The sequence below is a fragment of the Pseudenhygromyxa sp. WMMC2535 genome (assembly GCF_011083025.2).
Genome location: NZ_JABJWV010000001.1, coordinates 4,244,312 through 4,268,429, shown reverse-complemented (window position 1 = coordinate 4,268,429; position 24,118 = coordinate 4,244,312). Strand labels below are relative to the sequence as shown.

Here is a 24,118-nt window from a genome sequence, read left to right as displayed (position 1 = left end):
TCATCCCTCGCTCCTGCGGGTGCGGAAGGCCTCACTGAGGACGATCTCGAGGACCAGGGTCTGGAGGTCGCCCTCGCTCTCGATGAAGGCCGCGTCGATGTCGGCCTCGAAGCACAGGTCGTCGAGGGTCGGCGAGCGACCCAGGGCCCAGCGCAGATAGTTGTTCACGGCGCAGCGCTGCGCGACCTCGCTGACCGCGAGGCGCTCGGCGAGCTCGACGGCCCCGTCGAAGGGTCCGTCGACGTCGCTGCCGAAGAGCTCACCGCTGGCGTCGACGGGGAAGCCGTTGTCGAGGTCCCGCCAGGCTCCCAGCGAGTCGTAGTGCTCGAAGCCGAAGCCGATCCCGTCGATGTTCTGGTGGCAGCCCTGGCACAGCGGATCCGTGGTGTGCGCCTGGTAGCGCTCGCGGTTGGTCTTGGGCTCGCTGGGCTCGTCCTCGGGGACCTCGGTGGACACGTTGCCCGGGGGCGAGGGCGGCGGCTGGCACAGCAGGTGCTCGAGCACGAACACGCCGCGCTGGACCGGCGAGGGGTTGACCGCGTGGGCCCGGCTCGACAAGAAGCCGGTCGTGGTCAGCACGCCGGCGCGCTGCGAGGCGTCGAGGTCGACCAGGGCCCAGTCCTCGCCGGGAGCGGCGACGCCATAAATCGCGGCCAGCTCGGGGTTCACCCAGGTCTGGTCGCTGGTCAGCAGCTGCGCGTAGCTGCCCTCGCTGTCGAAGACCACCCACTCGACGAAGCGCTCGAGCTCCTCGCGCATGGACGCGTTGAGCTCGGGGGTGAAGCTCGGGTAGGTCGCGACGTCGAGGTCGATCTGCTCGATCGAGTCGAGGTCGAACCACTGACGAAAGAAGTTGACCGTGGCCGCCCGCGCGCGCGGGTCGGCGAGCAGGCGCTCGGTCTGGGCGAGCAGCCCCGCCTCGCTCGTCAGCTCGCCGGCCTCGGCCGCGGCGAACAGCTCGGCGTCGGGCATCGTGTCCCACAAGAAGTAGGACAGGCGCGTGGCCATGCTGTAGTCGTCGAGGGTGAGGACGTCCGAGCCGCTCGACGCTCCCGACTCCAGGAAGTAGATGAATTGCGGCGACTGGAGCATCGCCTGCAAGGTCAGCTGCGCGGCGATGCGGAAGTCCTCGGCGGCCAGCTGCTCGTCGAAGAAGCCCTCGTAGGTGGCCTGGAGCGCCGCGTCGAGCGGCCGGCGGAAGGCCCGGCGCCCGAAGTCTGCGATCAGCTGATGACCGCAGCCTTGGGGATCGGCGCCGCCGTCGTCGGTGCAGGGCAGCCACGCCTCGGGCGTGACCATGGCGGCGGCCGTGACCGCGACGGCCGCCCGCTGGTACTGCTCGATGAGCAGCGCCGAGGGCGTCTGAGCCTCGGCGTTGTTCTCGTAGCCGGCGACCAGGGGATCCACCAAGATGGTCTGCTCGGGAATCTCGGCGCCGACGAAGAGGTCGCGGACCGTGTTGTTGTATTGGCTGCCGGTCAGCCGACGAAGGGGCGCCGGGCCAGGATCGTGGGGAGCCTCGCACTCGACGAGCTCCGCGTCGTCCTCGCCCTGGTCCTCGCCGGCGCTCTCGCTGCCCTCTTCACCGACGTCGTCTCCCTGGCCCTCGCCCCCGCCCGGCGTGCAGGCCGGCAGCGCGAACAAACAAAGGCCTGCGAGCGCGACGGGGCGCTTCGTCATCCAATTCATCACGCGACGACCCTAGGGTGATCGCGCATCAGGTGCAATCAGAAAGGTCGGTGAGGTCGACCATGACTTGGACCTTCCCTGGCCCATCGGGGTCTGGCGTCCCCACCCACCCCCGAGGCGCACGATCCATCCCAGGCCTCCGGAGTTGCCAAGATCATCGACTTTCGATCTCATGGCCATTCTTGGCTCGGTCCATTGAAGACGCCCAGTAAACTATCGGCACACTCTCATTTCCTGATTGCCAATGATCCAATGTGCGAACACGGTCACGCCAAGGACACGGTCCAACAGGCCGCGCCTGGGCCCTCAGCCAAAGGCGACGGCATCGAGGGAGCCGCGGCCGCGCGGCGAGACCCGGGCCCGCAGCGCCTCGAGCCCGGCCTGGTAGCCAGCGGCGTCGATCAGGTGGATCGCCGAGCACACCCGCCCGACCTCGGGGTAGCGCTCCTCGATGACCCCCAGGCGCCGGGCGTGGGCGCGGACCAGCAGCGGGAGCGCGGCATCGTTGACGATCGGCTCGACCACGGTCGTGGTCAGCACCAGGTCGTGGTCCGCGAACAGCTCATCGAGGGCGCGCACGGCCAGGAACACTCCCCAGTAGCGGTTGCGGCGGTCCGGGAGCACGGCGAGCTGATCGAAGTAGGCGATCCGCGAGCCGAGCAGCGCCTCGGGGTCGAGGCCCTGCGACCAGTCGACCTGCTCGCGGCGGTCCCACAGCGCCGAGCGGCGCAGGGCCGCGTCGTCCAAGGTCACGCTGAAGCCGACGACCTCCCCCGCGACCTCGAGCAGCCACACGCGCCCGCCCGCGAGCAGCTGGCCGTAGACGGCGGGGTCGCTGCCGAGCAAAAAGCCGCCGCTGCGGGTCCGCGCCCCCCGGGGCATGGGCAGGCCAGCGCGGATGGCCAGGAGCGCGTCGAGATCCCCACGTCCCCCGCGGCGCAGGCGTGCGCCCGGCTCGAGCTCGATCATCGGCCCTGCTCCCCGGGCGCGGGCTCTTCTGCGCGCTCGATGATCTTCGGGCCGCGGAGCTGAAGCAGGATCGCGCCCAGGATCGTGTCGACCTTTTGGTTGCCCTGGTGCTCGGGCGGCAGCGCCTCGCGGTGCTCCGGGAGCTGATACCAGGTCAGCTTGGGCGCGCGGTGGTGGGTCGCGTGCTCGTTGAAGTTGAGCAGCCACCACGAGGCCAGGCGGTTGGGTCGCAGGCTGCGGACGTGAAAGCGGACGTCCGGGCCGTAGTCCGTGTCGTAGTGATAGATGTAGACCAAGACCGAGTAGATCCAGGCGAAGGCCAGCAGCGGCGCGCCCAGGGTCAGCGCCCAGGCCCGGGCGCCCAGGGTCAGGCCCACGCTCAGGTGCAGGCCCACGCCCAGGCCAAAGGTTGCGAGCGAGCGCAGCTGGTCCGTGGTCCGCCAGCCCTTGAAGGCCGGAGAGATCCGCCGGGCCACGGGCAGGGGCATGGCCAAGAAGAGCACCACGGAGATCAGCGAGTGGATGAACCATCCCCCGCCAAATACGGCGACCAGCCACAGCAGCCAGCACCACGCCCGGCGCGGCGCCGAGGCGCGGCCGCGGACCACGAAGGTGTCGAGGGCCGAGGTCCGATGATCCCGGCGGTTGTGGCCGTGGTGAAAGGCGTGAATCTTGCGATGGATCCGCAGGGGCAGCATCAGCGGCAGGAGCAGCAGCTGGCCGAGGATGTCGTTGAGCCGCGGATCCTCGGGCCACAGCTTGCGGTGCGAGGCCTCGTGGGCGACCACGTAGAGCCGGTGCAGCCAGCAACCCTGAGCGGCGATCAGCACGGCCAGGGCCGTGCGCTTCAGCCCCGGGAACCCTGCCGCGCGCGCGTCGAGCTCGGCGAGCGCGTCACCAAAGGCGCCAGCGCGCCCGGTGCCCAGGCTGTCGACGGCGAGCAGCGCGGCCGCCAGCGCCAGCAAGCCCACGAAGGACTCGAGCAGGAGCCGCGCCGTGATGGGACGGTGGCGGGGATCGACCGACACGCTGCATTTTTCGCCCACCGCCGCCCAGTGAGCAAATCCGCGCGAATCTGCCCGCAGCCCTCAGCGCCGCCACTCGAGATCGATGCGCACGTCGACGAGCTGCATGCCGTCGCCGTGGCGCCCCTTGGGGATCAGCCGCCCGGCGATCTTGGGCTCCCGCCCGCCGGCGGTCTCGATCAACACGGCGCCGTAGCCCCTGATCATCGGCAGAAACCACGAGCCCAGGGGCTGGGGGACGCCGTGAAAGACCAGCCGCGTGCCCCCGGCCTCGGCGCTCTCCGAGGTCTCGGTCTCGCCAAAGTCGAAGTACTCGAGCGCCGCCTCCTGGAGGCGCTCGACGACCTTGCCCAGGCCCGCGGCGCGGACGAAGACCCGGCGCAGCACGGTGAGGTCGCGGCGGGCAGCCGCGCGCGCTCGCTCGGCGACCGAGTCCTCCCAAGGGAGGCGGGCGAGCTTGGCCGCGACCTCGGTGACCGGCCGCAGCGGGAGGGCGTCGTACCACTCGTCGGCGTCGAACTCTTGGAGCGCGAAGTTGCGATGCGGTCCCTCGGGCAGGGCCCCGGCGACGCTGCGCATGCCCCCAGGGACCCGCGCCTGAACGTCGTCGTGAATGCCCAAGTAGGCGATTCCGCGCACGTGGAAGGGGCTCTCACCAGGGATGTACACCAGGCTCACGTTGCCACAGTCGAGCGCCGAGGTCGATTTTCATGGCCAAGGCACCGCGGCGCGAGTAGAGCATCGCGAAGTGAGCAACCATCGCGAGCACCTCGTCCAGATCGTCGAGTCCTTCGATCCCAGGGATGTCGAGCCCGGCAGCGCCCGGCGCCTGCGCCTGTCCATGGTCGGGAACGGCCTCGGCGGGCTGATCACGGTCCCCGTGGTCGTGCTCCGCGGCCAGGAGCAAGGCCCGACCGTCGGGATCACCGCGGCCATCCACGGCAACGAGCTCAACGGCATGCGGGTGGTCCAAAACGTGATCGAGGCCGTGGATCCGCGCGCTCTCCGGGGCACGATCATCGCCGTCCCCGTCGTCAATGTTCCCGGCTACCTCAACAACACCCGGCACTTCAACGACGGCTACGACCTCAACCGGATGATGCCCGGCAAGCGCGACGGCACCATGTCGCAGGTCTACTGCCACCGCTTCATGTCCCGGGTCGTCTGTCACCTCGACTACCTGCTGGACCTGCACACGGCCAGCTTTGGGCGCATCAACACCTTTTATGTTCGCGCCGACCTCGCCAATCCGGTGACCGCGGGGCTGGCCCGCTGCCTCAACCCGCAGATTGTCCTGCACAACACCGGCGCAGACGGCACCTTGCGCGGCGCGGCCCAGGACAGCGGCGTCCAGTCGATCACCGTGGAGATCGGTAACCCCAACCGTTTCCAGGACACCCTGATCCGCGAGAGCACCCAGGGGGTGTTCAACGCCCTCGAGCACCTCGGCCTGCGCCCGACCACGCCCCCCGCCGAGCCCCCGAGCACCGTGGTCTGCGAGCGCTCCTACTGGATGTATACCCAGGTCGGCGGCGTGCTCGAGGTGCTCCCGGACCTCGGCCAGCACGTGCGCAAAGGCGAGCTCGTCGGCCGGGTCCGCGACATCTTCGGCGACATGCTCGAGGAGTACTTCGCGCCCGAGGACGGCGTGATCATCGGGCGCTCGGTCCACCCGGTCAATCAGACCGGCTCGCGGATCATCCACCTGGGCATCGAGGGCGAGGTCCAGGCGGTTCAGGCCTGATCAGGCCTGACCAAAGCGGCGCGCGCGAGCCTCGATCCACGCCCCGGGCACCTCCGGGGCGGACAGCTTGGCCTTCATGTGCAGCATGCGGGCGGCGATCAGATCGAAGTAGACCTGCATGCGCAGCGCCGGAGCCGGGCCCTCGAAGAGCTCGACGAGGCGGATCGCGGCCTCGAAGCTCGACAGCCGCCCGGGCTCCGAGGCCGTGCGCACGCCCCAGTGCCCGCCGTCCGAGCCCGGCGCCTCGCTCAGGCCCCAGGCCGGCAGCGCGGCGAGCTCGGGCACCCGCCGGCTCATGCGAGAGCACTGGGCCCAGGTCCCGTCGAGGAGCACCAAGGTCAGCGGCTTGCCCGCGAAGCTCGCGGCGGACGCGGCGTCGAGGCTCGGGGCGGGGCGCGGGTTCGGGCCCTCGGGGTCGTCGACCCGCGGGAAGATCAGCAGGACCTCCCGGCCCGGTCGCGCGAGCACCTCCCCTCGCCACGGCTCGTCGCGCGCGCCGTAGTAGACGAGCTGCGAGTGGGTCAGCAGCTGGGGGATCATTCGCCCGGTGTTCGTGGGCTTGTTGCGCTCGCGGTTGTTTTGCAGGACCACGATCTCGGTGCCCAGCGTGATCTGCGGGCGCTCGGCGCAGGCGCAGAGGTGAGCGTGCAGGCCGCAGTCGGGGCAGCGCTCGGCTACGAAGCGTCGCTGGCCCATCAGCGCAGGTCCTCCAGAGCCGCGGCCGCGGACGCGCGGATCGACGCGGGGAAGAGCGCCCGGTGAGACACGAAGCTCTCGCTGGCCAGGCCGTTGAGCACCGGCGAGGCCGAGCGCAGGCTCTCGACGCCGCCGCCCGAGAGCACGACGAGGGCCTCGTCCTCGACATAGGCCTTGACCGAGACGCGGTCCGTGGCCGTGAAGTACTCGGGGTCGAGGCCGAGTTCGCGGACCAGGGGATCGATGCGCCCGTGGACCTCGGCGTCGTCCACGTCGTCGCGCAGCTTGACGCTCTTGAACAGCCTGCGGTCGCGCATCGCCCCAGCCAAGCTGGCGAGGACCGGGTCCGCGCTGCGCGCGTAATGCCACATGGCGGCCTCGAGCAGGGAGTCGTCGAGGCTGAGGTAGTCGACCGTCGAGATCTCGCGCCCGCGCAGCAGCGCGGCCAGGGCCGCGGGTGTACCCGGGACCTCGCGCTCGCCCTCGGCGTGACGCGCGAGCAAGCGACGAAAGAGCGCCCGGACCACGACCTCGGCCGAGCGCACGGCCTTGTGCAGGTAGACCTGGCGATACATGTAGAGCCGGGCCAGGAAGAAGCCCTCGACGGCCGTCAGCCCCTTGGCGCCGTCGACGGCCAAGGTCGCGGCGCTCGCTCCCTCGGGCAGATAGAGGCGCAGCGAGGCCAGCAGCCAGTCGAGATCCAAGAGCCCGTAGCGCACCCCCGTCATGTGGCTGTCACGCATCAGGTAGTCGCAACGATCGACGTCGAAGGTGCCGGACACGGCGCGGGCGAGGTGGCGGATCGGGCACTCGCCGTGGATCAGCCGCTCGACCGCCGCGGGGGCCTGAGGGTCGAAGTCCCGCAAAACGGCGTGTACCTCGGTGTCGGGGTCCAAGATGATCTGCGAGGTCCAGCGCTCGTGCGCGCGAGCCCCGGGGAGCAGGGTCTCGAAGGTGTGCGAGAAGGGTCCGTGGCCGAGGTCGTGGAGCAGCGCGGCGGCCATGCCGATGGCCTCCCAGTGCGCGTCGAGGCGATCGTGCGCCGGGAGCTCGTCGGCCAGGGAGTGCACGCGCTCGAGGTAGCGGCTCATGACGTGGGCCGAGCCCACGGCGTGAGCAAAGCGAGAGTGCTCGCCGCCGGGGAAGGCCAGGCAGGCCAGGCCCAGGGCCCGGATTCGCCGCAGACGCTGGACCTCGCTGGTGTCCATCAGCCGGATCAGCAGGCGGCAGGCCGCCTCCTTCGCCCCCCCCGCACGGGGGGCGAAAGAGATCAGGCCGTGGACGGGATCACGCAGAATCACGGCCCGCCTTATACCCCCCGGGAGCCGCTGGATCCCCTGGACATGGGCCAACGGGCCGTCGATGTTATGCTCCTGCGCGTCCGCACCGCACCCAGCGCTCGACGGACACGCAAGATCCCCACGCCATGTTCACCTGCTCGAACTGCGGCCACAAGATCGACGACACCAAGGTCAAGGTGCCGCCCTTCTGCCCTCGCTGCGGCGCCGACACCGGCCTGCACCCCTCGCCATTCGATGACGACGACGACAGCGCGTCGCCCCTGCCGCCCCCGCCGGCCATGGGCTCATCGCTGCCGCCACCGCCCCCTTCCGGGCGAGGCACGCCGTCGAAGACCCTGTTCGGCATGCCGGGGCTGAGCATGGAGAGCAGCACCCACCTGACCTTGGCGCCCGAGGACGGCGGCCTGCCCTTCCCCGTCGACGACGATGACGAGAGCCCGCTCGCTTCCCCCTCGGCGGCGGCGGCCCCAGCTCCTGCTCCAGAAGACAGCGGCATCTCCTTCCCCACGGACGACGACGACGACGACGCCCTGCCCTTCCCCGTCGACGACGACGACGACACGCCGATCCTCCCGACGCCGCCCGAGTTCAACCCTGGCGTCCCTCCCGGGCCCTCGAGCGCAGGACCCAAGCCTGCGGGCGCGCCACCCATCGGCGCGCCACCCATCGGCGCGCCACCCATCGGCGCGCCTGGGGGCCGGCCGCCGATCATCAAGCCGGCGACCGGGGCCAAGCCGCCCCCCGGCGCGCCACCGCTGCCCAGCGCCCCCTCGACCCCAAGCGCCCCGCGCACGCCCACGATCCCGCCCAGCCAGGCCTTCGCGAGCGGCGTGTATCCCGAGGAGTCTGGCGTCTTTGGCGAGTCCGGCACCTTCGAGAAGGACGACCCCTTCTTCACCGGTCGCCCCGACGAGGTCCCCGAGCTCGGCTCGATCACCTCTGGCGACGCCACCAAGTTCATCGACGAGGACCCGGCCGGGCTCAGCGGCGTCCGCAGCCGCGCCGTCCCGGAGTTCGAGTTCGAAGGTGGCGACAGCGTCGGCCTCGAGCTCGGCGAGATCGAGCCGCCGAGCGAGTCCCAGGCCGCGATGCAGCGCGGCGCCGTGACCAACAACCTCGCGCCCAGCGGGATCGAGGGCCTCGACGTCGACGCCCCCACCCTCGCCCCCGACGACTCCCTGGCCCTGCCCATCCCCAGCGACGATGACGACGACGGCCTCGAGCTGCCGCTCGCGCCCCCCGATGGGACCCTCGAGCTCGAGTTCTCGGGCCCGCCCGCGGATCGCCCGGTGCTCCAGCCGCCGCCCTCCGCCCGCGCCCCGGGCCAGCCGCCCCGCGCCCCCGGCCAGCCGCCCGGGCGCCCGCCCGCTCGCGGCCCGGGCCAGCCGCCCGCCGCTCGCCCGCCGGGAGCCCCTCCTGGGCGCCCGCCGGGCCTGCCCCCGCGCGCGCCCGGTCAACCTCCCGGGCGCCCGCCGGGCCAGCCTCCCGCGGCGGCGCGCGGCCCCGGTCAGCCACCTCGCGCCCCCGGCCAGCCGCCCCGCGCACCCGGCCGCCCGCCGCTGACCCCCGCCGCCCCCGAGCCCCCCGACGAGCCGCTCTTCACCCCCGTCGAGGGCCCCGGCCTCGGCGAGAGCAGCCCCGAGCTGCCCGCCCCCGTGGGCGCGGCCGACAGCGGCCTCAACCTGCCCAGCGCCGGCTTCGACCTCGAGCTCCCCGAGTCCGATCTCCCCAGTCCGGGCCTCGACGACAGCCTGAGCTTCGACGACCTGCCGATGCCCAGCGCCGACCTGCCGGTGGCGGTCGACGACTTCCCGGCCCCCGTCGACGACTTCCCGGCCCCCGAGCTCGGCGGTGACCTCGAGCTCCCGGAGCTCGACGACTTCGACGACCTGCCCACCCCGGGCGACGTCCTCCCGACCCCGGCCGACGTCCTCCCGACCCCGGCCGACGTCCTCCCGACGCCCGCCGATGTCCTCCCGACCCCGGCGGACATCCTCCCGACCCCGATCGACGAACACGAAGACGTCGAGTTCGACTTCGACGACGACGCCGCCCCCGCGGGCGAAGGCGCGGACGAGCAGCCGGCCGAGCCGAGCGAGCAGCCCGAGGCCGCCGCGCAAAAGACCGGCGCGACCAAGCCCAGCAAGCCCAGCAAGCCGAGCAAACCCAGCAAGCCCGGCGCGATGCGCTGGGCGGTCTACGGCGTGCTCGGCCTGGCCGTGCTCGGCGTCGGTGGCTTCTTCGCCGCCACGGAGCTCGGCCTGATCGGCGGCGACACCGGCCCGGATCAGCCGCCCGCCCAGGGCTCCGGCGACGAGGGCGAAGACGGCTCGGCCCAGGAGTTCGACGGCACCCTCGGCGAGCGCGCCGAGACCTTCCTGGCCAAGCTGGATCAAGACTCCCCCGCCGCCTACGTGCAGACCCTCGAGGGCGCCCCCGATCCCCTGACCCAGGCCGAGGCCGCGCTCTTGCTGCACCTGCGCTACGGCCCCGACGCCGAGCGCCTGGCCAAGGCCGCGGAGCTGCTCGAACCCCACGGCGCCATGGAGGAGCCCTACGTGGCCCGCCTCGTCGGCCTCGCCCTGCTCGCCAACGGCCGCCTCGACGACGCCCTCGCCAAGTTCGGCGCCGAGGAGCCGCGCAGCCAGCTCTATCGCGCGTGGGTGCTCCAGGCCCAGGGCAAGCCCGAGGAGGCGCGCACGGCCGCGAACCTGGCCAAGACCGCCCGCGCCAACGACCTGGCCGCGGCCTTGGTGATCCTCGAGGCCCGCGTCGCTGCCAACCCCGAAGACGGCCTCGCGGCGCTGCGCAAGCACACCGACGACCACCCCAATCACATCGCCGCCAAGGAGGCGCTGCTCGACGCGCTGTTCGCCAACGGCCGCCTCGCCGACGCGGCCAGCCTCGGCGACAGCATCCAGACCGGGCCGGTGAGCAGCGCCCACAAGGCCCAGCTCCTGCGCACCCGGGCCAGCATCGCCCGGGAGCAGGGCCGCAACGACGTGGCCCTGCGCCTGCTCGAGCAGGCCCTGGCCGCGGACCCCAGCCTGCTCGCGGCCCGCATCGATCGCATCGACCTGTGGATCGCCAACCAGGACCTGGCCTCGGCGCGCAGCGACGCCGACTTGATGCAGCAAGAGCACCCCGGCGACCCCCTCGCCATCAAGGCGCAGGTCCGCGTGGCCATCGAGACCGGCGACCGCAAGGGTGAGGCCCTGACCATGCTCGACGGCCTCGGCGAGGCCGCGCAGACCGACCCGGAGGCCTACGACCTCCGCGGCCAGGTCTACGCCCTGACCATGAACGTCGCCGAGGCGCGCAAGGCCTGGGCCAAGGCCCGCGAGCTCGATCCCTTCTACATCGACGCCACGGTCCGCGAGGCCATGCTGCTGCTCAAGGCCGAGCAGGCCAAGCGCGCCTTGACCCTGCTCGACGAGCAGCGCGAGGCCCTCCAGGCCCTGTCCGAGGACCCCCGCGCGAGCGCCCCGCTGGCCGTCCTCGGCCGCCTGCGCGCCGAGATCCTGCGCGAGACCGACAAGCTCGACGAGGCCCTGGCCGCCATCGACCGCGCCGTCGAGGAGAACCCCGGCGACAACGCGGCCCAGCTCCTGCGCGCCCAGATCCTCGGCGCGCTCGGGCGCCGCGAGGCCGAGGAGGAGGCGCTGCTCGAGCTCCACGAGCGCACCGGCGGCTACCCCGGCCTGACCGCGCCCCTGGGGCGCGTGCTCCTGCGCCAAAAGAAGCTCGACGAGCTCGAGCAGCTGCTCGGCTCGAGCCTCGAGGCCCCCGGCGCCTCCGTGGAGATCCTGCTGACCGGCGCCGCCTTGCGCCTGGCCCAGAGCCGGCCAGAGCCGGCCAAGATCCTCGCCCAAAAGGTCCTCGACCGCGACTCGACCTCGAGCCGCGCCCACCTCCTGCTCGGCCGCGCGCTCCTCGACGAGGGCGACTACACCGGCGCGCTCACGGAGATCGAGGCCGCCCAGAGCCGCGACGGCGACCCCGAGGTCGAGCTGTGGCACGGCCAGGCCCTCGAATACAACGGCCGCCCGGACCAGGCCCGCGCCCACTACCAAAAGGCCATCGACCTCGACCCCAACGCCCTCCAGGCCGCCGCCCTCCTCGGCCGGCTCTACGCCTACGAGGGCGCGGCCAAGAAGGCCATCGAGCTGATCGAGCCCGTGGTCGCCCAGACCGACGAGTTTGGCTACGCCTACCTCGCCTTGGGCATGGCCCAGCGCGACCTCGGCAAGCGCGACAAGGCCGTGACCAACTTCCAAAAAGCCCAGGAGCTCGACTCCGGCTTGTTCGAGGCCTACTACCAAGAGGGCCGGCTGCACAACGACGCCAACAAGCACCGCGCCGCCGTCAAGGCGCTCCAGGCCGGCATCGACAACGCCATCGACAACGCCCAGCAGCGCCAGCTGATCGACACCTGGCGCCGCCTCGGCGAGAGCTACTACGAGCTCGGTCGCCGGCCCGACGCCAAGAAGGCGCTCGAGTCCTACCTCGAGCTCGCCCCGGGCAACGCCGCTGGGCGGGCCGAGGTCGAGCGGCTGATGCGGGACCTCTGAGCCGAGCGCGCAGCCAAGCAAAAGAGCAGCGGGGGCGACCTCGCTGCTCTTTTCTCGAACTCGGGCGCACACTGGGAGCCCGTGGTGAAACCCAGCACGGCTCCTGGCGCTGGGTTCCACCACGGGCTCCTAGCGCCGCCGCAAGAGCATGACCGGCGCGCCCAGGACCACGCCCATCAAGCAGGCCCACAGCGCCCCGAGTTCGAACTGATCCACTCCGCCGTCGATCGCCCCGAGCGCGACCAGGAGCACCGCCAGCAGCAGCCCCGCGCGCACTCGGATCTCGACCAGCGGGTGCCCGCCCAGGTCGCAGCGCGAGCGCGGCTGCGGATAGAACAGGCCGACGAGCAGCGCCAGCCCGGCGATGGTCCCAAACACTGGCAGGTGCGCCGGCACCCGCAGCGGCTCGACCCCGACCACGACCCGCGCCACCGTCACGGCCGCGACCACGCCCGCGAACACCAGGTGTCGCGGACGAGCCGCCTGCGTCCCCGCCCGGGGCAAGCCCGCGTCCAGAGCCAACGCCAGGGCGCCGACCACCCCGCAAGCCCAGCTGTTCAGCCAGGCCATCGCCGAGAAGATCGCCACCAAGATCAGACCATCGGCCAGCTCCGCGGCCTTGCCCGTGCTGCGGTTGACGATCCGCACGGCCCCCATGGCCACCACCAGGAACATCAGCGACTGGCCCCCGACCCGCGCCCAGGCGGCCAGCGCCAGCGCCATCGCCACGAAGGCCGCCGGGTCGTCGTCGGGGGAGAGCTCGCGGGTCAGGGCCCAGCTGAGGAAGGCGAGCAGCGCCGCCCCCAACCCCGCGAGCGCCGCCCCGCCCACGGACGCCCCGCCGCGCAGGGACCACAGCGCGCCGAGCACGAGGGCCGCGGCCATGAGGATCAGCAGGGCCTTGTTCGTGGGGTAAGCCGGGTCGACGGGGCGACCGATCCCCGACACGCGGTAGATCGGGCTGGGCTCCGGGGCGCCGGCGCTGACGGGAGGTTCTGGAGTGGACACCGAGGCCGAGCATAGCCCGCCCCGCGCCTTGTCGCGCCCGCGGTGCTCTGGCATGCTCTCGACCCCAGATCCACGGAGGAGTGGTCGAGTGGTTTAAGGCGGCGGACTTGAAATCCGTTGTACTCGAAAGGGTACCCAGGGTTCGAATCCCTGCTCCTCCGCATCACAAAGCGCCCTCTTGGGGGCGCTTTTTCGTTGCACTGAAAGCCAGGGCGCGCGCTGGCGCTGCGCTGCTTTGGCCCCTCGGCAGGCCATGGCGCGACGGGTCCCCGACTGACGCCCGACAACACGGCGTGTAGACTTTCGGTCCCTGGACCTACGTGCCTCACCAGGGATCAACATCCTCATTGGCGCCAACGGCACCGGGAAGAGTCACGAGATGAAGGCTGCCTACGCCGCCTGCGATCTCAGCCGCAACGAGCGCATGGACTGAGCCTGCCCCAGTTTGGAGGGCACCCCAGCTCCGCCGACTCGAGCAGCTCGTCTTGGTGATCGACGCGGAGGGGGCGACTTCAAGGGCCTGCCGGTGGCGGGAGAGCTCGAGCTCCCGCTTGGGGGAAGAAGAATGCGCTCTTCAAGCCCGAGGGCGATCAGATCAACATCGGGCTGGGAACGGGCCGAGCGCTCGACACGTTCAACGAAGAATTCCGGCGGCGCTGTTTTGCCGGCATCACGCATACCCACGGCCATGCACGTCAGGGTCCAACGGGGATTCAATCCTCGAGCCGTGCACGCGCGCGCGCGCCCGTCTCGTCGTCGAAGCTGGCGATCGTGCGCAGGACCTCGACGGGCGTCCGCGGGTGCGTGGCCAGGCGATGGCGAACGGCGTAGCCGAGCGTCTCATGATCGCGGTAGCGCGCGAGGATGTCCGCGAAGTCCTCGACCGGACCCTCACGCAGCGCCAACTCGAGCGCGGCCATCTCGGCGTGCTCGCGCACGCTCGGGCTCGTGGAGCGACGCAGCGCTTCGATCTGCGCGGGCGTGGCCTTGCCGGAGGTCAAGACCGAATTCGCGACCTCCGACGACGCTCCGCCGAGCTCGAGCAGGAGATCGAGCAGGGCCGGGTCGCAGGCCGGGTGGGCGATCACGAGATCGAACACCGGGACCGCGTGCTCGAAGCTGGCGTGGGCCCGGGCGAGCGCCTCGAGCTCCTCGCGGGGGACCTCGGGCGGGATCGCGTAGGCGAGCAGGGTCCCGTTGGCGGCGAAGTGCGCGGCGATCGTCGCCGCGGGGGTGCTCGCGCGCAGGTCTAGCTTGGCGAGCGCCATCAGCTGCAGCCCCCGGTCTCGAACACCTCGCGGGTCTTGCGTGCGAGATCGTCGAGGTTCTTGCTGATGACCTTGCGGGCGCGCTTCGACAGCGCGGGGTCACCCGGGTAGACGTCGCCCATCGCCCCCTTGAACCGGCCGTTGTCGATCCAGTCTTCCATCAGGACCCGGACCTCGCGGTTGCCGTTCTCGACGACGTGAGCGTGCAGCGGCGCGTGCTCGATGCCGCCGGCGGCGGGGCCTGCGAAGGCGTTGACCGCGACGCCGTTCTGAGTGTGGATGCGAACGAGGCCGAAGGGATCGACCCAGACCAGCGGATCCCCGACGTAGGCGTAGAGCGAGGTCGAGCCGTGGAGCTCGTCGAGGTGGTGGGGGCCGACGTCGCCGCTACGTACGTAGGAGCCGAGGACCAGCCCGCCGATGCAGCGGATCGGATCGGGCGTGATGTAGTGGCCGAGCTCGGGGTCATAGTAGCGAAACCGATTGTAGGATAGCCCGGTGGCCGCGTCGTGATACTGGCCAGCGTGGCGAAAGGGGCACAGGCTCGGATCGCCCTGACCGAGCTCGAGCGCGCCCTCGGTGTCCATGCGCCCCTCCCAACGCAGCTCGCCCGCGGCGTCGAACATCGCCCGGGGCGCGCCGCGGTGGTCGACGACGACGGCCATGAACTCGTCGCCCGAGACGCGTGCGAGCGGTGCGATGCCGTCGGCGTCGCTGATCCAGGTGACGAGCCCGTCGTTGTCGACCTCGTGGAGCAGCGCGTGTCCGTCCCAGTACCAGGTCCGCTCGCCGAGCGAGCCCGCCTGGGACACGCGGCGACCAAAGGCGTCGTAGGCGAAGCGGACCACTTCGCCGTCGGGTCGCTCGACCTCGCGCAGGCGACCGGCGCCGCTGTAGCGGTAGCGCCAGCTGGCGCCGTCGGGCGTGTGCTTGGCGATCAGCCGGCCCTCGTCGTCGTACTCGTAGCGCGTGGCGCCCTCGGCCGCGAGCGCGACCAGGGTCTGGCCGCGCGCACCGTACTTGCGCTCGCGGCGATCCTCGCTGCGGTAGAGGTTGCCGACGCGGTCTCGCGCGCGCCACCGGGTCGATCCCTCGGGGCCCTCGCAGCGCACGAGGTTGCCCTCGTCGTCGTGGCTGAACTCGACCGGCGCGCGGCGATCATCAGTGAGCACCGTGAGCCGACTGCCCGCACCCCAGGTGTAGCGGACGTCGTGGATGATCCCCCGCGGCGACCACGACACGTGGCGTTCGGGGCGACCGCTGGGATCGCGGGCCCACTGCAGCTGCACGTCGCCCGGGAGCCGCCGGCCGAGCTCGGCGCCCTCGCCATCGTGGGCGAAGCTCATGGCCCAGGCCCCGGCCCGGGTCTCGACCGCGACCCCGGTGACGTTGCCGAGCGCGTCGCGGGAGAGCTCGCTGGCGACCGCCTGCGACGAGCGGACCGCGACCCGCAGGCCACCCGAGTCGTAGCGCGACTCGACCCGGACGTCGTCCTGGCGCTCGCACAGGATCCGGCCGAGCTCGTCGCGCTCGAGCTCGATCGCGCGGGCCGAGTTGGTCGCCTCGATCAGCGCGCCGTCGGCCCGATAGACGTAGCGCGTGGCTTCGCCGTCGCCATCGCGGACCTGCGTCGGCCGTCCGCACGCGTCGTACTCGTACTCGGTCTTGCGCCTGCCCGGGGCGTGGTGCTCGACCACGCGACCGAGCGCGTCGCGGACGTAGCGGTGCTCGCGACCTTCGAAGTCGCGCTCGACCGACACGAGGCCGCGCTCGTCGAGTTCGAAGCGGTAGGTCCGGCCCTCGGCGTCGCGGATCCCGGTCAGGCGCGCCTCGCTGTCGTACTCGTAGTGAACCTCGGCCTGGCCGCGACGACGCGCGCGTACGCGTCCGCGACCTTGGAGCACAAAGCGGGTCTCGCCGGCGTCGTCGTGGATAGCGATCACGCGACCTTCGCCGTCGTAGTCGAGCCGGGCGTGGGAGCCGTCGCGCGCGGCGACCTCGACGAGCCAGCCCTCGCTGTTGTAGCGCTGCCGACGGACGACTCCGCGGCTGTCGCTCCGGCGCACCGGGCGACCGAGGCGATCGTGATCCCAGCGCTCGAGCACGACGCCCGCGGCCCGAAGCGAGCTCGGCAGGCGCTGGTCGGAGTAGCCGATCGCCCGCTGTGCGCCGCGCTCGTCGATGATGCCCACGAGCAGGCCGCGCTCGTAGAAGAAGCGCCGCTCGCTCCCGTCGGGGGCCCGCTCGATCGTCAGGCGTCCGTGGCGGTCCCGCTCCCAGGTCCACTGCGCGCCGATCTCGGTCATCATGCGCCGGGGTAGTCCGCGCTCGTCGTACTCGACCTCTACCTCGCCGCCGTCGGGCTGGCGGCGATGGACCTCGTTACCGCGCGTGTCGTGGCGGATCAGGGTCTCGCCGCCGAGCGCGTCGACCACCCGGGTGCGCTGCAAGCTGACCGCATCGTATTCGTAGCAGGTCTTGGCGCCGAGCGGATCGACGATCTCGACGACCTGGCCGACGAGGTTCATGTGGTACTGCGTGGTGAGGCCGCGCGAGTTGGTCACGAAGGTCGCGCGCTTGCGCTTGTCGTAGCTGATGACGTGGTCGAAGATCCCGCCGTCGCCCCAAGTCCGCACGCACCACGCGTCTTCGCCGAGGCCGTCGTAGGCAAAGTAGAAGCTCAGGCCCGTGCGGTCGCGCTCGCGGGTCAGCAGGTGGGTGACGTACTCGAATTGCCAGCGGTTGCCGAGCGAGTCGCCGACCTCGACGAGATCCCCGGCCGCGTCGTAGTGGAAGCTGCGGTGGCGCTCGTGGCCCTCGGCGTGGGGGCGGAGCAGGTCGATCTCGCGGACGCGCCCCTGCTCGTGCCCGTGCTCGTAGTAGTTGATGCGGATCCATCGCTCGCTGCTGTCGCGGACCCACTCGAGCCGCCCGCGCGGATCGTAGCGAAACTGGATCTCGTGAAAGCCACACCGCGACCGAATCACGCGGATCATCGCCCGGCCGTCGGCGCGCCCGTCGACCGGGGCAAACTCTCGAACCAGGCCCGCGTGATCGCGCAGCTCCCAGGCCCCGTCTTGCATGCAGCGCAGGCGCAGCCGCTCGATCGGGTTGTAGACCTCGTGGCCGGGCGCGAGCCGATGGTGCGGGAAGTCGAAGGTGTCAAACTCGATCTCGCGCCCGTCCTCGGCGAGCAGCACCAGCTTGCCGCGCTCGGCCCAGATCGCCTGGTCGAGCGACAGGCTCCAGCCGTGGCCGAGCGGCCCCTCGCGCGCGGCGAAGGCCGACGAGTAGTGGCGCTCGATCGTCAGCGGCAGCGGCCCCGGGAGCTCGGCGTCGACGAACGAGGTCACGACCTTGCCCGAGGCCACGTCGACTGGGTGACCAGTGAAGAAGCAGACCGCCTTGTGAAGGAAATTGCGAAACCGGCTCGGCTTGAGCCGGCTGACCAGCGCGTGCAGCGAGTCGGACACGAACCGGGTCCGCAGCGAGGCCATGACCGCGGCCATCAGATCGAGGGAGGGCGGCCCGCCGATGAGGATCGGCGCGCCCTTGGGCACGGCGAGGACCACGGACGAGGGCAGGCGCAGGGGCTCGGAGCAGCTCAGCGCGATGTCGCCGAGGCGCACCGCGTTGCTGCCCATGACCGAGACGGTCTTCGAGCCGAACACCACGATCGCGTCGTTCTCGGGCTTGACCGGGAGCCCGGGCGTCGGCGTCTCGCCCGGGTGGATGACCGGCTTGGGCGCCTTGGGAAAGGGCGCCCACATCGTCCCGGGCGGGATCAGGATGTGGCCGGGGATGTGCTTGGCCTCGGTGCCGGTGTTGGTCGCCGGAAACGCGGTCCAGTAGAGTACCGGGCCCTGGAAGGGCGCGCCGACGACCGCGCCGATCGCCGCGCCGAGGGCGATGCCGCAGGCGAGGCCGATCGGATCGAACACGATGCCGATGAAGGGGTTGGGGATCGGCGTCGGCACCGGGGCCGGCATCGGGACCATCTCGAAGTGGACGTCGAGACCGAGGACCGGGTCCATGAAGCTGCTAGCGATCATCGCGGGGACTCCTCAGTTGGGGCGGCCGCGTCGACCGATTGATCGAGGTCGCGCTCGTAGAAATAGACGCAACAGGGCTCTGAACCAACATGAATATGGCACAGCGACAAAGCCAGCGGTGGAAGCGCCTGAGACATCCGACCGGGCAATTTTGGCTTGCGTCAACCCCGCAGATTTATATGAACGGTGATTACTGAGGCATCTCGGTCGGGGCGTGATGAGCGCGTGACGGTCGGCGTGCCCTACGACTGCCCCGACGCCCTGCAAAACCCCGGCGATCCGGCGGTGGGCTGGGTCTACCCCGAGGGCAACTGGCTCAACCGCTACCTGTTCAGCCCCGGCACCGGCAGTTCGCTGTGGTGCCACGATCACGTGACCATCGTCGCCGCGCTCTCTGATTGGGATCAGTGGAGCCGACGGATCGGGCCCGCTGCAGGGCTCCCTCGAGCTAGCTCGATTTTGAGCGCAGCATGAGCACGCGGGCGACCCCGCCAGCGCGCAAGACGATCACCGTGGCCGGATGCCCATCGACTAGGGTCGAGTGTAGTGCCACGATTTCGCCGTCGCCGAGGTCGGTGAGCGCCTGCTCTCGCCAAGCGCGTTGGGGCGGATCGAGCGTCAAGGCGGTGAGCGTGCTGTGGTCCGAGGTGTAGAGCACCTGGACCGACCCCTCCGGCGAGCGCGACGCCGTGACCAGCTGCGGAGTGAAGGGCTCGGGGAGCCGCGCGAGCGGGGTGAAGCTGGGCCCTGTGGCGCCGAAGCTGAGGCGGGCGACCTGCGCGACGCCAAAGCGCGCCGCTTCGATGTGCAGGTCCTGTTCGAGAAAGATGTCGGGGTCGAAGAGCCAGCCTCCCCCCCTGAGCTCGAATACGCTGTCTTCGTCCAGGGGCCACGATGCACATTCGAGCAACATGGCTGGCACGTCGGCCGCGGTCGTCATGCACAAGACTTGACCCTGTGGCGCCTGAAACCAGCGCAGAGCGAGCACGTGGGCGTTGTTGGCGGAGTGGCGACTGATCGCGCTCAGCTCACAGTTCGCGACGGTGAAGATGTGCAGATCATCGAGTTGGTCAGCGACGACGAGGGTCCCCTCCGGGCCGCGTGCGACCGCGACCGGTTGGACATCGAGCGCCTGCTCGGCGCGCGCGCTCACCTCCCACGCTGTCCGCGGCTGACCACACTCGAGCGTCAAACGAGCCCTGCGGGCGTCGTGACTCGAGATAGCGAGCACCCCTGGCTCGAGCGCCACGAGCGTCGCCCAGTCGTACTCGAACGCGTACGCTCGCCACGGGGTGTCGAGGTCGCAGTCCCCCACGAGCAGCTGCTGCGCGTCCCATGTGCCAACGAGGAGCTCCGGGCAGCCGTCATGATCGCTGTCCGTGGACACGATCTGCAGCGGGGCCGCGCTTGCGAGGGGGCCGCGATAGAGCTCCCTCGTCGTGAGGGAAGCCGTGCTCATCGTTCGTGGCCCTGCCTCGCTCAGCACTCGCCCGCGGGCTGTGCTGGGGGTGTGCTCGTCAGTTTGGCAAGCACTCGCAAGCGCAATCACGGTCACGAGTGATACGAGACTCGGCGCGCTCACGTCCAGTTCCCATACCACGAGTTTCCCTGCCTCAGTTGACTCGTCAGCCGGTGAAAGAAGGGGCTTCGTGTCACACGGGAGCTATTTTTATCCGGGCGGGTTTGGCTTGCAGGAGCTGAACCCGGCGGGGGAGGGGTCGTGTGCGGTGTAGGGACGAAGCTGGCGGCCGTGTCTGTCAAATCCCCAAACTCGCGGCGCCTGAGACATCCGACCGGGCAATTTGGCTTGCGTCAACCCCGCACACTTACATGAACGGTGATTACCGGGGCATGTCGGTCGGGGCGTGATGAGCTCGTGACGCTCAGCGTGCGTCCTCGAGCCCCATCGGAGTCACTTTCCGAGCCTCGACACGCCGCGCCAAGCACGAGCTCCAGCGCGTGCTCGATCGCTAGCGGCGCTTCCACGACCGGCCGCCCACGACCGAGACCGAGCTCGCCGACTGGGCGAGGGACGTCCGGGACTAAGTCGAGGCGGCCGGACAAAAAAATGAACGGGTCTGGCCAGGCGCTGCACCTCATCATCGAGCGCCCCGCGCTGACGAGGTGAATGCGGCCATGACCACGACCATCGAGAGCGATCGCCCGGTCCTCCGGCGCCCCGGTGACCGCAATTCCTGGGAGCGTCGCCGGGGGGATGAGGGCTACCCCTACCTCCCCTACGCCTTCGTGAAGCCAGCCGCCCGCGACATGTGGACGATCCCGAAGAGCGAGTGGTTCGACGAGCGCCCGCTCGCCTGAGCCACCGCGTCCCCATCACCCGCTGGTTTCGAGCTTGGCGCGCACGCGAGCGCGCCGGAGGAGTCCTGCATGCCTTCTTGGCACATCGAATGGTTGTCCCTTGTCACGTTGGGCGAGCGAGGTCGCTGGGGAGCGGGCTTCGAGGTCGCCTTGCTCGACTCGGGGGCCGCCCCTGTCTCCGGCACCATGAACGAGCGCTTCTCCCACTTCAGCGCCGATGGCCAGAGGCAGAGCCCGAGGGATCGCCGCCGCGATTTTCACGGGACCATGGCCGCGGGCGCGCTGGCCTCGGATGACGTGCACACGCCCGGCGTCGCCACTGGGGCTCGCTGCGCGTGCTTTGACGTCTACGGCTCGCTGGCGAAGCCCGTGCCCTGGAGGGTCGCGCGCGCGCTCGAGGTCGCGCTCGAGCGCGGAGTGGACGTCGTGTGCTGCCCCTTCTCGTTGCCACAGCTCTCGCCGGAGCTACGGCGCGCGCTCGAGCGCGCCGCGCGGCTCGGTGTGCCGGTGATCGTAGCGCAGGGCAACGATGGAGACCCGGGGCACGAGTTCCCGGAGCGCGCCCGCGGTGTGATCGCCGTAGCCGCCTCAAACGAGCGGGGCCGGGTCTTGCCGGGGCGGATCGGTCCGTGGACGACGATCGCGGCCCCCGGCTGGAAGATCATCGCGCGGACCCCCGGCGGTAGCGAGTACTTCAACGGGACCTCGGCCGCCGCCCCGGTGCTCGCCGGCGTGGTGACCCTGGCCTTGGGCTACGCGCGAGCGCGCGGCGGCGAGGGCTTGGAGCGGTGGCTTCGTCATGAGCTGGTGGAGGTGCTGCGGCGCAGCGCGATCCACGGCGGTGGCGTGCCGATCTTGAACGCAGCGGGCCTCTTCGAGGCCATCAACCAGAAAGGCTGAGACGAGATGAAACGTACATGTTTGGGCGCGATCGTGGTCGCGCTCGTGATGATGGCGCCGGCGCGAGCCTGGGCGATCGGTGGGTCGGGCGAGGCGGACGCGAGCAAGACGAGCGAGCCCAGCGCGCTCATGTTCTTGAACGAGGACGAGCGCAATCGGATGAAAAAGGTCGCGTCGCTCGAGGTCCTCGTCGAGCCGGTCGAGGTAAGCGAGGTCGGGCAGCTCGCGCAGTCGGTGGGCGTCGCCTTCGCAGCGGTCTGCGATGGGCTGCCCTGGGAGCTGCCCTCGGAGCTGCCCTCGGAGCTGGAGGGAGCGCCTAAGTCGAGCGCGATCACGCTGAAGCGCGAGCTCGGCTTGGAGGATCCCAAACCGGCGCTCGGCGGGCTTCTGCGTGAGCTGAAGAGCCCCAAGGTGAAGAAAGTCGAGGAGGCGATGTTCGGGCTGTGGCAGGTGGGCAAGGAGACCCACGCGCTCTGCGGGCGGGTCCGCGGGTCTGCGCTCGTCTCTGGTGACGTCGCGCTGCTGCGAGAGATCTACGCCGGTGATGTCCTCGCGCTGGCTGCCTACCAGGAGCTGCTGAGCAAGACGCTCCAGGACGGAAAGCCGCTCGCTAGCACGATCGCTGCCTACTTCAAAGAGAAGGAGGCGATCAAAGAGGGCGTCGAGGAGGCTGAGAAGAAGCTCAAGGACGCGAAAGACAAGCTGGAGAGGGCGAAAAACCCCAAGGAGGAGGAGAAGAAGAAGGAGAAGGTAGAGGAGGCTGAGCAGGAGCTGGAGGACGTCCAGGCATCGGCGACCAAGATGAGGCAGGCGTTCGTAGCGAACGCGCGCCTCGGGGCCCTCGGGAACGCGAACTCGATCTCGCTGAGCGGTGGCTTCGGGGCGGTCGCCGAGCCCGTGTTCGAGGGGCTCGCCGAGTTCCTCATCGATCGCGCCAAGGAGGAGGCGCTGACCTTCATCCGCGAGGAGCTCACCAACGAGCTGTGTGCCAGCGACGTCGGCCTCTTCATCCCCGTGACCTGCGAGGCGCTGACGGAGCTCGAGTCCTCGATGGCGCTCACCGCCATGGGCGCGGCCTTGCACGCGGCGGTGCTCGAGGATCTCGAGGTGCTGCCCGATCGCCTGCTGGTCCTGGCGTCGATGCGCGACAAGGACGTCGCCTACGCCGCGACGCTGACCCGCGCCTTCCTGCCGATGATCACCGACGCGCAGGCGCGCAACAACCCGGTGAACTACGTGGCCTCGATCCACGGCGCCGCGCTCGCTCACTGCGAGGAGTCCCCCGGCGACTCCGACTCGAGCGAGGCTCGCTGTGCGACGACCCTGGCCCACCTGCGCACGGGCTCGGCGCTCTTCCGGGCGGCGGCGCGCAACGTTCGCGGCGACCTGAACGCCGAGCAGGCCAAGTTCGTGAGCCTCGCCGTCGCGATCGACTTTCAGGGCCTCTTCAACGTGATGCCAGAGGATGTCCGCAAGCACGCGCGCGGGACTTCGTCCAAGTTGAGCGACGACGATGTCCAGGCGATCGCCACCACGGTCGAGGGGCACCTCGCGCGCTTCGAGTGGCTAGCTCGGCAGATCGCAGCGCTCAAGCGGCGAGAGACGCCAGAGGCGACCAGCGAGCAGGAGGTGCTCGCCCTCGCCCGCCACGCGGCGGTCACGCTGTCCACACTCAGCTGCATGGACCTCCCCTCCAAGGCGAACCCATGCGGGTTCGACGAGCTCAATCAGGTGTTCGAGGCGAGCGCCGAGCTCGTCTCGATCGCCGAGGAGATCAAAGACGGCGACCGGGCACGCGCGACCTTGAAGCTGCTGGGGCTGACGCTCGAACTCCTCGAGACCCACGGCGGCGAAGCCAAGGACTCGAACTTCGAGCCGGTCGTCGAGGGTCTGCGCAAGTACCTGCCCTTGCTGATCGAGATCGGCAACGCCGAGTCGAGCGCGGACGTCAAGGCGGCGCTCGAGGCGGCCTTCCCGGCGGGCGGCTACAAGCTCAAGTACCAGCGCCCCTTCGTGGCGCTCAACGGCTTCCTGGGTCTCTACGGCGGCGGCGCCTACGCCTTCGAGGCGGACCAGGCCGTCACCGAGGAGGTGGCCATGTTCGCGCCGATCGGCGTCGAGTTTGGCGGCCCCGTGCGCGCGGGGGATGGGCGCTACTGGCGGCTGGGCGGGATGATCTCGATCATCGACCTCGGCGCGATCACGACCTCGAAGTGGCTCGAGGCCGAGTCGGGCGAGCCTACCGGCGCCGCCGAGGAGACCGTGACCACGATCGAGGAGCCGGCCAACTTCAACGTGGCCGGGCTGCTCTCGCCGGGGCTCTACTTGACCGTGGGCGTCGCCGAGTCGCCCTTTTGCTTCGGTGTGGGGGCCTCGATGAGCCCCTTTGCCCAGCAGCAGCGGGACACGAGCTACGTCGCGGGTGAGATCGACGATGAGACCCAGCGCTACCTGGCCACGCTCCGCTTCGGCGCCTTCGCGGCCGTCGACATCACGATGCTCGCCTACGGTGTGGGCGGCGGCAAGAAGCGCCGCGGCAAGCGGCGCCGCTAGAGGTTGATCGAGCGCGCTCGCTC

The 24,118-nt window shown here is 70.6% G+C and carries 16 protein-coding genes and 1 tRNA gene; 7 read left to right on the top strand and 10 right to left on the bottom strand.

All coding sequences use genetic code 11. The annotated features are described in order from the left end of the window. The 4 genes from G6O69_RS16800 to G6O69_RS16785 form a co-directional block, all read right to left on the bottom strand. A complete protein-coding gene (locus G6O69_RS16800; RefSeq protein WP_255216363.1) occupies positions 1 to 1,689 on the bottom strand; it encodes a DUF1592 domain-containing protein in 1,689 nt (562 codons plus the stop codon). A gap of 306 nt (positions 1,690 to 1,995) precedes the next feature. Beyond that, positions 1,996 to 2,658: a hypothetical protein gene (locus tag G6O69_RS16795; protein ID WP_172304510.1), complete on the bottom strand. Its 663-nt coding sequence runs from the start codon at positions 2,656 to 2,658 to the stop codon at positions 1,996 to 1,998. Beyond that, a complete protein-coding gene (locus G6O69_RS16790) occupies positions 2,655 to 3,686 on the bottom strand; it encodes a fatty acid desaturase (RefSeq protein ID WP_172304509.1) in 1,032 nt (343 codons plus the stop codon). The genes G6O69_RS16795 and G6O69_RS16790 overlap by 4 nt, the downstream gene beginning before the upstream one ends. A gap of 60 nt (positions 3,687 to 3,746) precedes the next feature. Beyond that, complete coding sequence (locus G6O69_RS16785; RefSeq protein ID WP_172304508.1) at positions 3,747 to 4,361, bottom strand: hypothetical protein; 615 nt, start codon at positions 4,359 to 4,361, stop codon at positions 3,747 to 3,749. A 70-nt stretch (positions 4,362 to 4,431) separates the two neighbouring features. Between G6O69_RS16785 and G6O69_RS16780 the strand changes: the two genes are divergently transcribed. Beyond that, positions 4,432 to 5,427: a succinylglutamate desuccinylase/aspartoacylase family protein gene (locus G6O69_RS16780; RefSeq protein ID WP_346017057.1), complete on the top strand. Its 996-nt coding sequence runs from the start codon at positions 4,432 to 4,434 to the stop codon at positions 5,425 to 5,427. Here the strand turns inward: G6O69_RS16780 and G6O69_RS16775 are convergent, their stop codons facing one another. Both G6O69_RS16775 and G6O69_RS16770 read right to left on the bottom strand, forming a co-directional pair. Further along, a complete protein-coding gene (locus G6O69_RS16775) occupies positions 5,428 to 6,123 on the bottom strand; it encodes a tRNA-uridine aminocarboxypropyltransferase (RefSeq protein WP_172304506.1) in 696 nt (231 codons plus the stop codon). It abuts the gene before it with no gap. Next, positions 6,123 to 7,424: an HD domain-containing protein gene (locus G6O69_RS16770; protein WP_172304505.1), complete on the bottom strand. Its 1,302-nt coding sequence runs from the start codon at positions 7,422 to 7,424 to the stop codon at positions 6,123 to 6,125. The genes G6O69_RS16775 and G6O69_RS16770 overlap by 1 nt, the downstream gene beginning before the upstream one ends. A gap of 125 nt (positions 7,425 to 7,549) precedes the next feature. Between G6O69_RS16770 and G6O69_RS41585 the strand changes: the two genes are divergently transcribed. Then, on the top strand, positions 7,550 to 11,995 hold the full coding sequence (locus G6O69_RS41585) for a tetratricopeptide repeat protein (protein ID WP_172304504.1): 4,446 nt from the start codon (positions 7,550 to 7,552) through the stop codon (positions 11,993 to 11,995). A gap of 129 nt (positions 11,996 to 12,124) precedes the next feature. On the opposite strand, the gene G6O69_RS16760 is transcribed toward G6O69_RS41585, so the two are convergent. Further along, a complete protein-coding gene (locus tag G6O69_RS16760) occupies positions 12,125 to 13,003 on the bottom strand; it encodes a hypothetical protein (RefSeq protein WP_172304503.1) in 879 nt (292 codons plus the stop codon). A 74-nt stretch (positions 13,004 to 13,077) separates the two neighbouring features. Here G6O69_RS16760 and G6O69_RS16755 point away from each other — a divergent pair. Next, positions 13,078 to 13,164: transfer RNA gene (locus G6O69_RS16755), tRNA-Ser, on the top strand. A gap of 552 nt (positions 13,165 to 13,716) precedes the next feature. Here the strand turns inward: G6O69_RS16755 and G6O69_RS16750 are convergent. Together G6O69_RS16750 and G6O69_RS16745 are read right to left on the bottom strand one after the other, a co-directional pair. Then, complete coding sequence (locus G6O69_RS16750; protein WP_172304502.1) at positions 13,717 to 14,271, bottom strand: hypothetical protein; 555 nt, start codon at positions 14,269 to 14,271, stop codon at positions 13,717 to 13,719. Continuing rightward, positions 14,271 to 18,323, bottom strand: a complete 4,053-nt coding sequence (locus G6O69_RS16745; RefSeq protein ID WP_172304501.1) for a DUF6531 domain-containing protein — start codon at positions 18,321 to 18,323, stop codon at positions 14,271 to 14,273. Before G6O69_RS16745 ends, G6O69_RS16750 begins: the two co-directional genes overlap by 1 nt. 225 nt (positions 18,324 to 18,548) lie before the next feature. Here G6O69_RS16745 and G6O69_RS16740 point away from each other — a divergent pair, with 225 nt between their 5' ends. Beyond that, the gene (locus G6O69_RS16740) at positions 18,549 to 18,797 is read left to right on the top strand and encodes a hypothetical protein (protein WP_172304500.1); all 249 of its coding nucleotides are present in this window, start codon (positions 18,549 to 18,551) and stop codon (positions 18,795 to 18,797) included. Here the strand turns inward: G6O69_RS16740 and G6O69_RS16735 are convergent. Continuing rightward, complete coding sequence (locus G6O69_RS16735; protein ID WP_176396891.1) at positions 18,772 to 19,782, bottom strand: hypothetical protein; 1,011 nt, start codon at positions 19,780 to 19,782, stop codon at positions 18,772 to 18,774. The genes G6O69_RS16740 and G6O69_RS16735 overlap by 26 nt on opposite strands. A gap of 677 nt (positions 19,783 to 20,459) precedes the next feature. Here G6O69_RS16735 and G6O69_RS16730 point away from each other — a divergent pair. The 3 genes from G6O69_RS16730 (at position 20,460) to G6O69_RS16720 (ending at position 24,095) form a co-directional block, all read left to right on the top strand. Beyond that, positions 20,460 to 20,642, top strand: coding sequence for a hypothetical protein (locus G6O69_RS16730; protein ID WP_172304498.1), 183 nt, complete (start codon positions 20,460 to 20,462; stop codon positions 20,640 to 20,642). A gap of 69 nt (positions 20,643 to 20,711) precedes the next feature. Further along, a complete protein-coding gene (locus G6O69_RS16725) occupies positions 20,712 to 21,542 on the top strand; it encodes a S8/S53 family peptidase (RefSeq protein ID WP_176396890.1) in 831 nt (276 codons plus the stop codon). Between the two features lie 6 nt (positions 21,543 to 21,548). Continuing rightward, on the top strand, positions 21,549 to 24,095 hold the full coding sequence (locus tag G6O69_RS16720) for a hypothetical protein (RefSeq protein ID WP_172304496.1): 2,547 nt from the start codon (positions 21,549 to 21,551) through the stop codon (positions 24,093 to 24,095). The last annotated feature ends 23 nt before the right edge of the window (positions 24,096 to 24,118 follow it).

What these genes read in the sequence shown, in the direction of transcription:
- G6O69_RS16750 (WP_172304502.1), bottom strand. Translation starts at nt 14,271, where the DNA reads ATGGCGCTCGCCAAGCTAGACCTGCGCGCGAGCACCCCCGCGGCGACG.
- G6O69_RS16725 (WP_176396890.1), top strand. Translation starts at nt 20,712, where the DNA reads ATGCCTTCTTGGCACATCGAATGGTTGTCCCTTGTCACGTTGGGCGAG.
- G6O69_RS16795 (WP_172304510.1), bottom strand. Translation starts at nt 2,658, where the DNA reads ATGATCGAGCTCGAGCCGGGCGCACGCCTGCGCCGCGGGGGACGTGGG.
- G6O69_RS16800 (WP_255216363.1), bottom strand. Translation starts at nt 1,689, where the DNA reads ATGAATTGGATGACGAAGCGCCCCGTCGCGCTCGCAGGCCTTTGTTTG.
- G6O69_RS41585 (WP_172304504.1), top strand. Translation starts at nt 7,550, where the DNA reads ATGTTCACCTGCTCGAACTGCGGCCACAAGATCGACGACACCAAGGTC.
- G6O69_RS16775 (WP_172304506.1), bottom strand. Translation starts at nt 6,123, where the DNA reads ATGGGCCAGCGACGCTTCGTAGCCGAGCGCTGCCCCGACTGCGGCCTG.
- G6O69_RS16735 (WP_176396891.1), bottom strand. Translation starts at nt 19,782, where the DNA reads ATGAGCACGGCTTCCCTCACGACGAGGGAGCTCTATCGCGGCCCCCTC.
- G6O69_RS16720 (WP_172304496.1), top strand. Translation starts at nt 21,549, where the DNA reads ATGAAACGTACATGTTTGGGCGCGATCGTGGTCGCGCTCGTGATGATG.
- G6O69_RS16745 (WP_172304501.1), bottom strand. Translation starts at nt 18,323, where the DNA reads ATGATCGCTAGCAGCTTCATGGACCCGGTCCTCGGTCTCGACGTCCAC.
- G6O69_RS16730 (WP_172304498.1), top strand. Translation starts at nt 20,460, where the DNA reads ATGACCACGACCATCGAGAGCGATCGCCCGGTCCTCCGGCGCCCCGGT.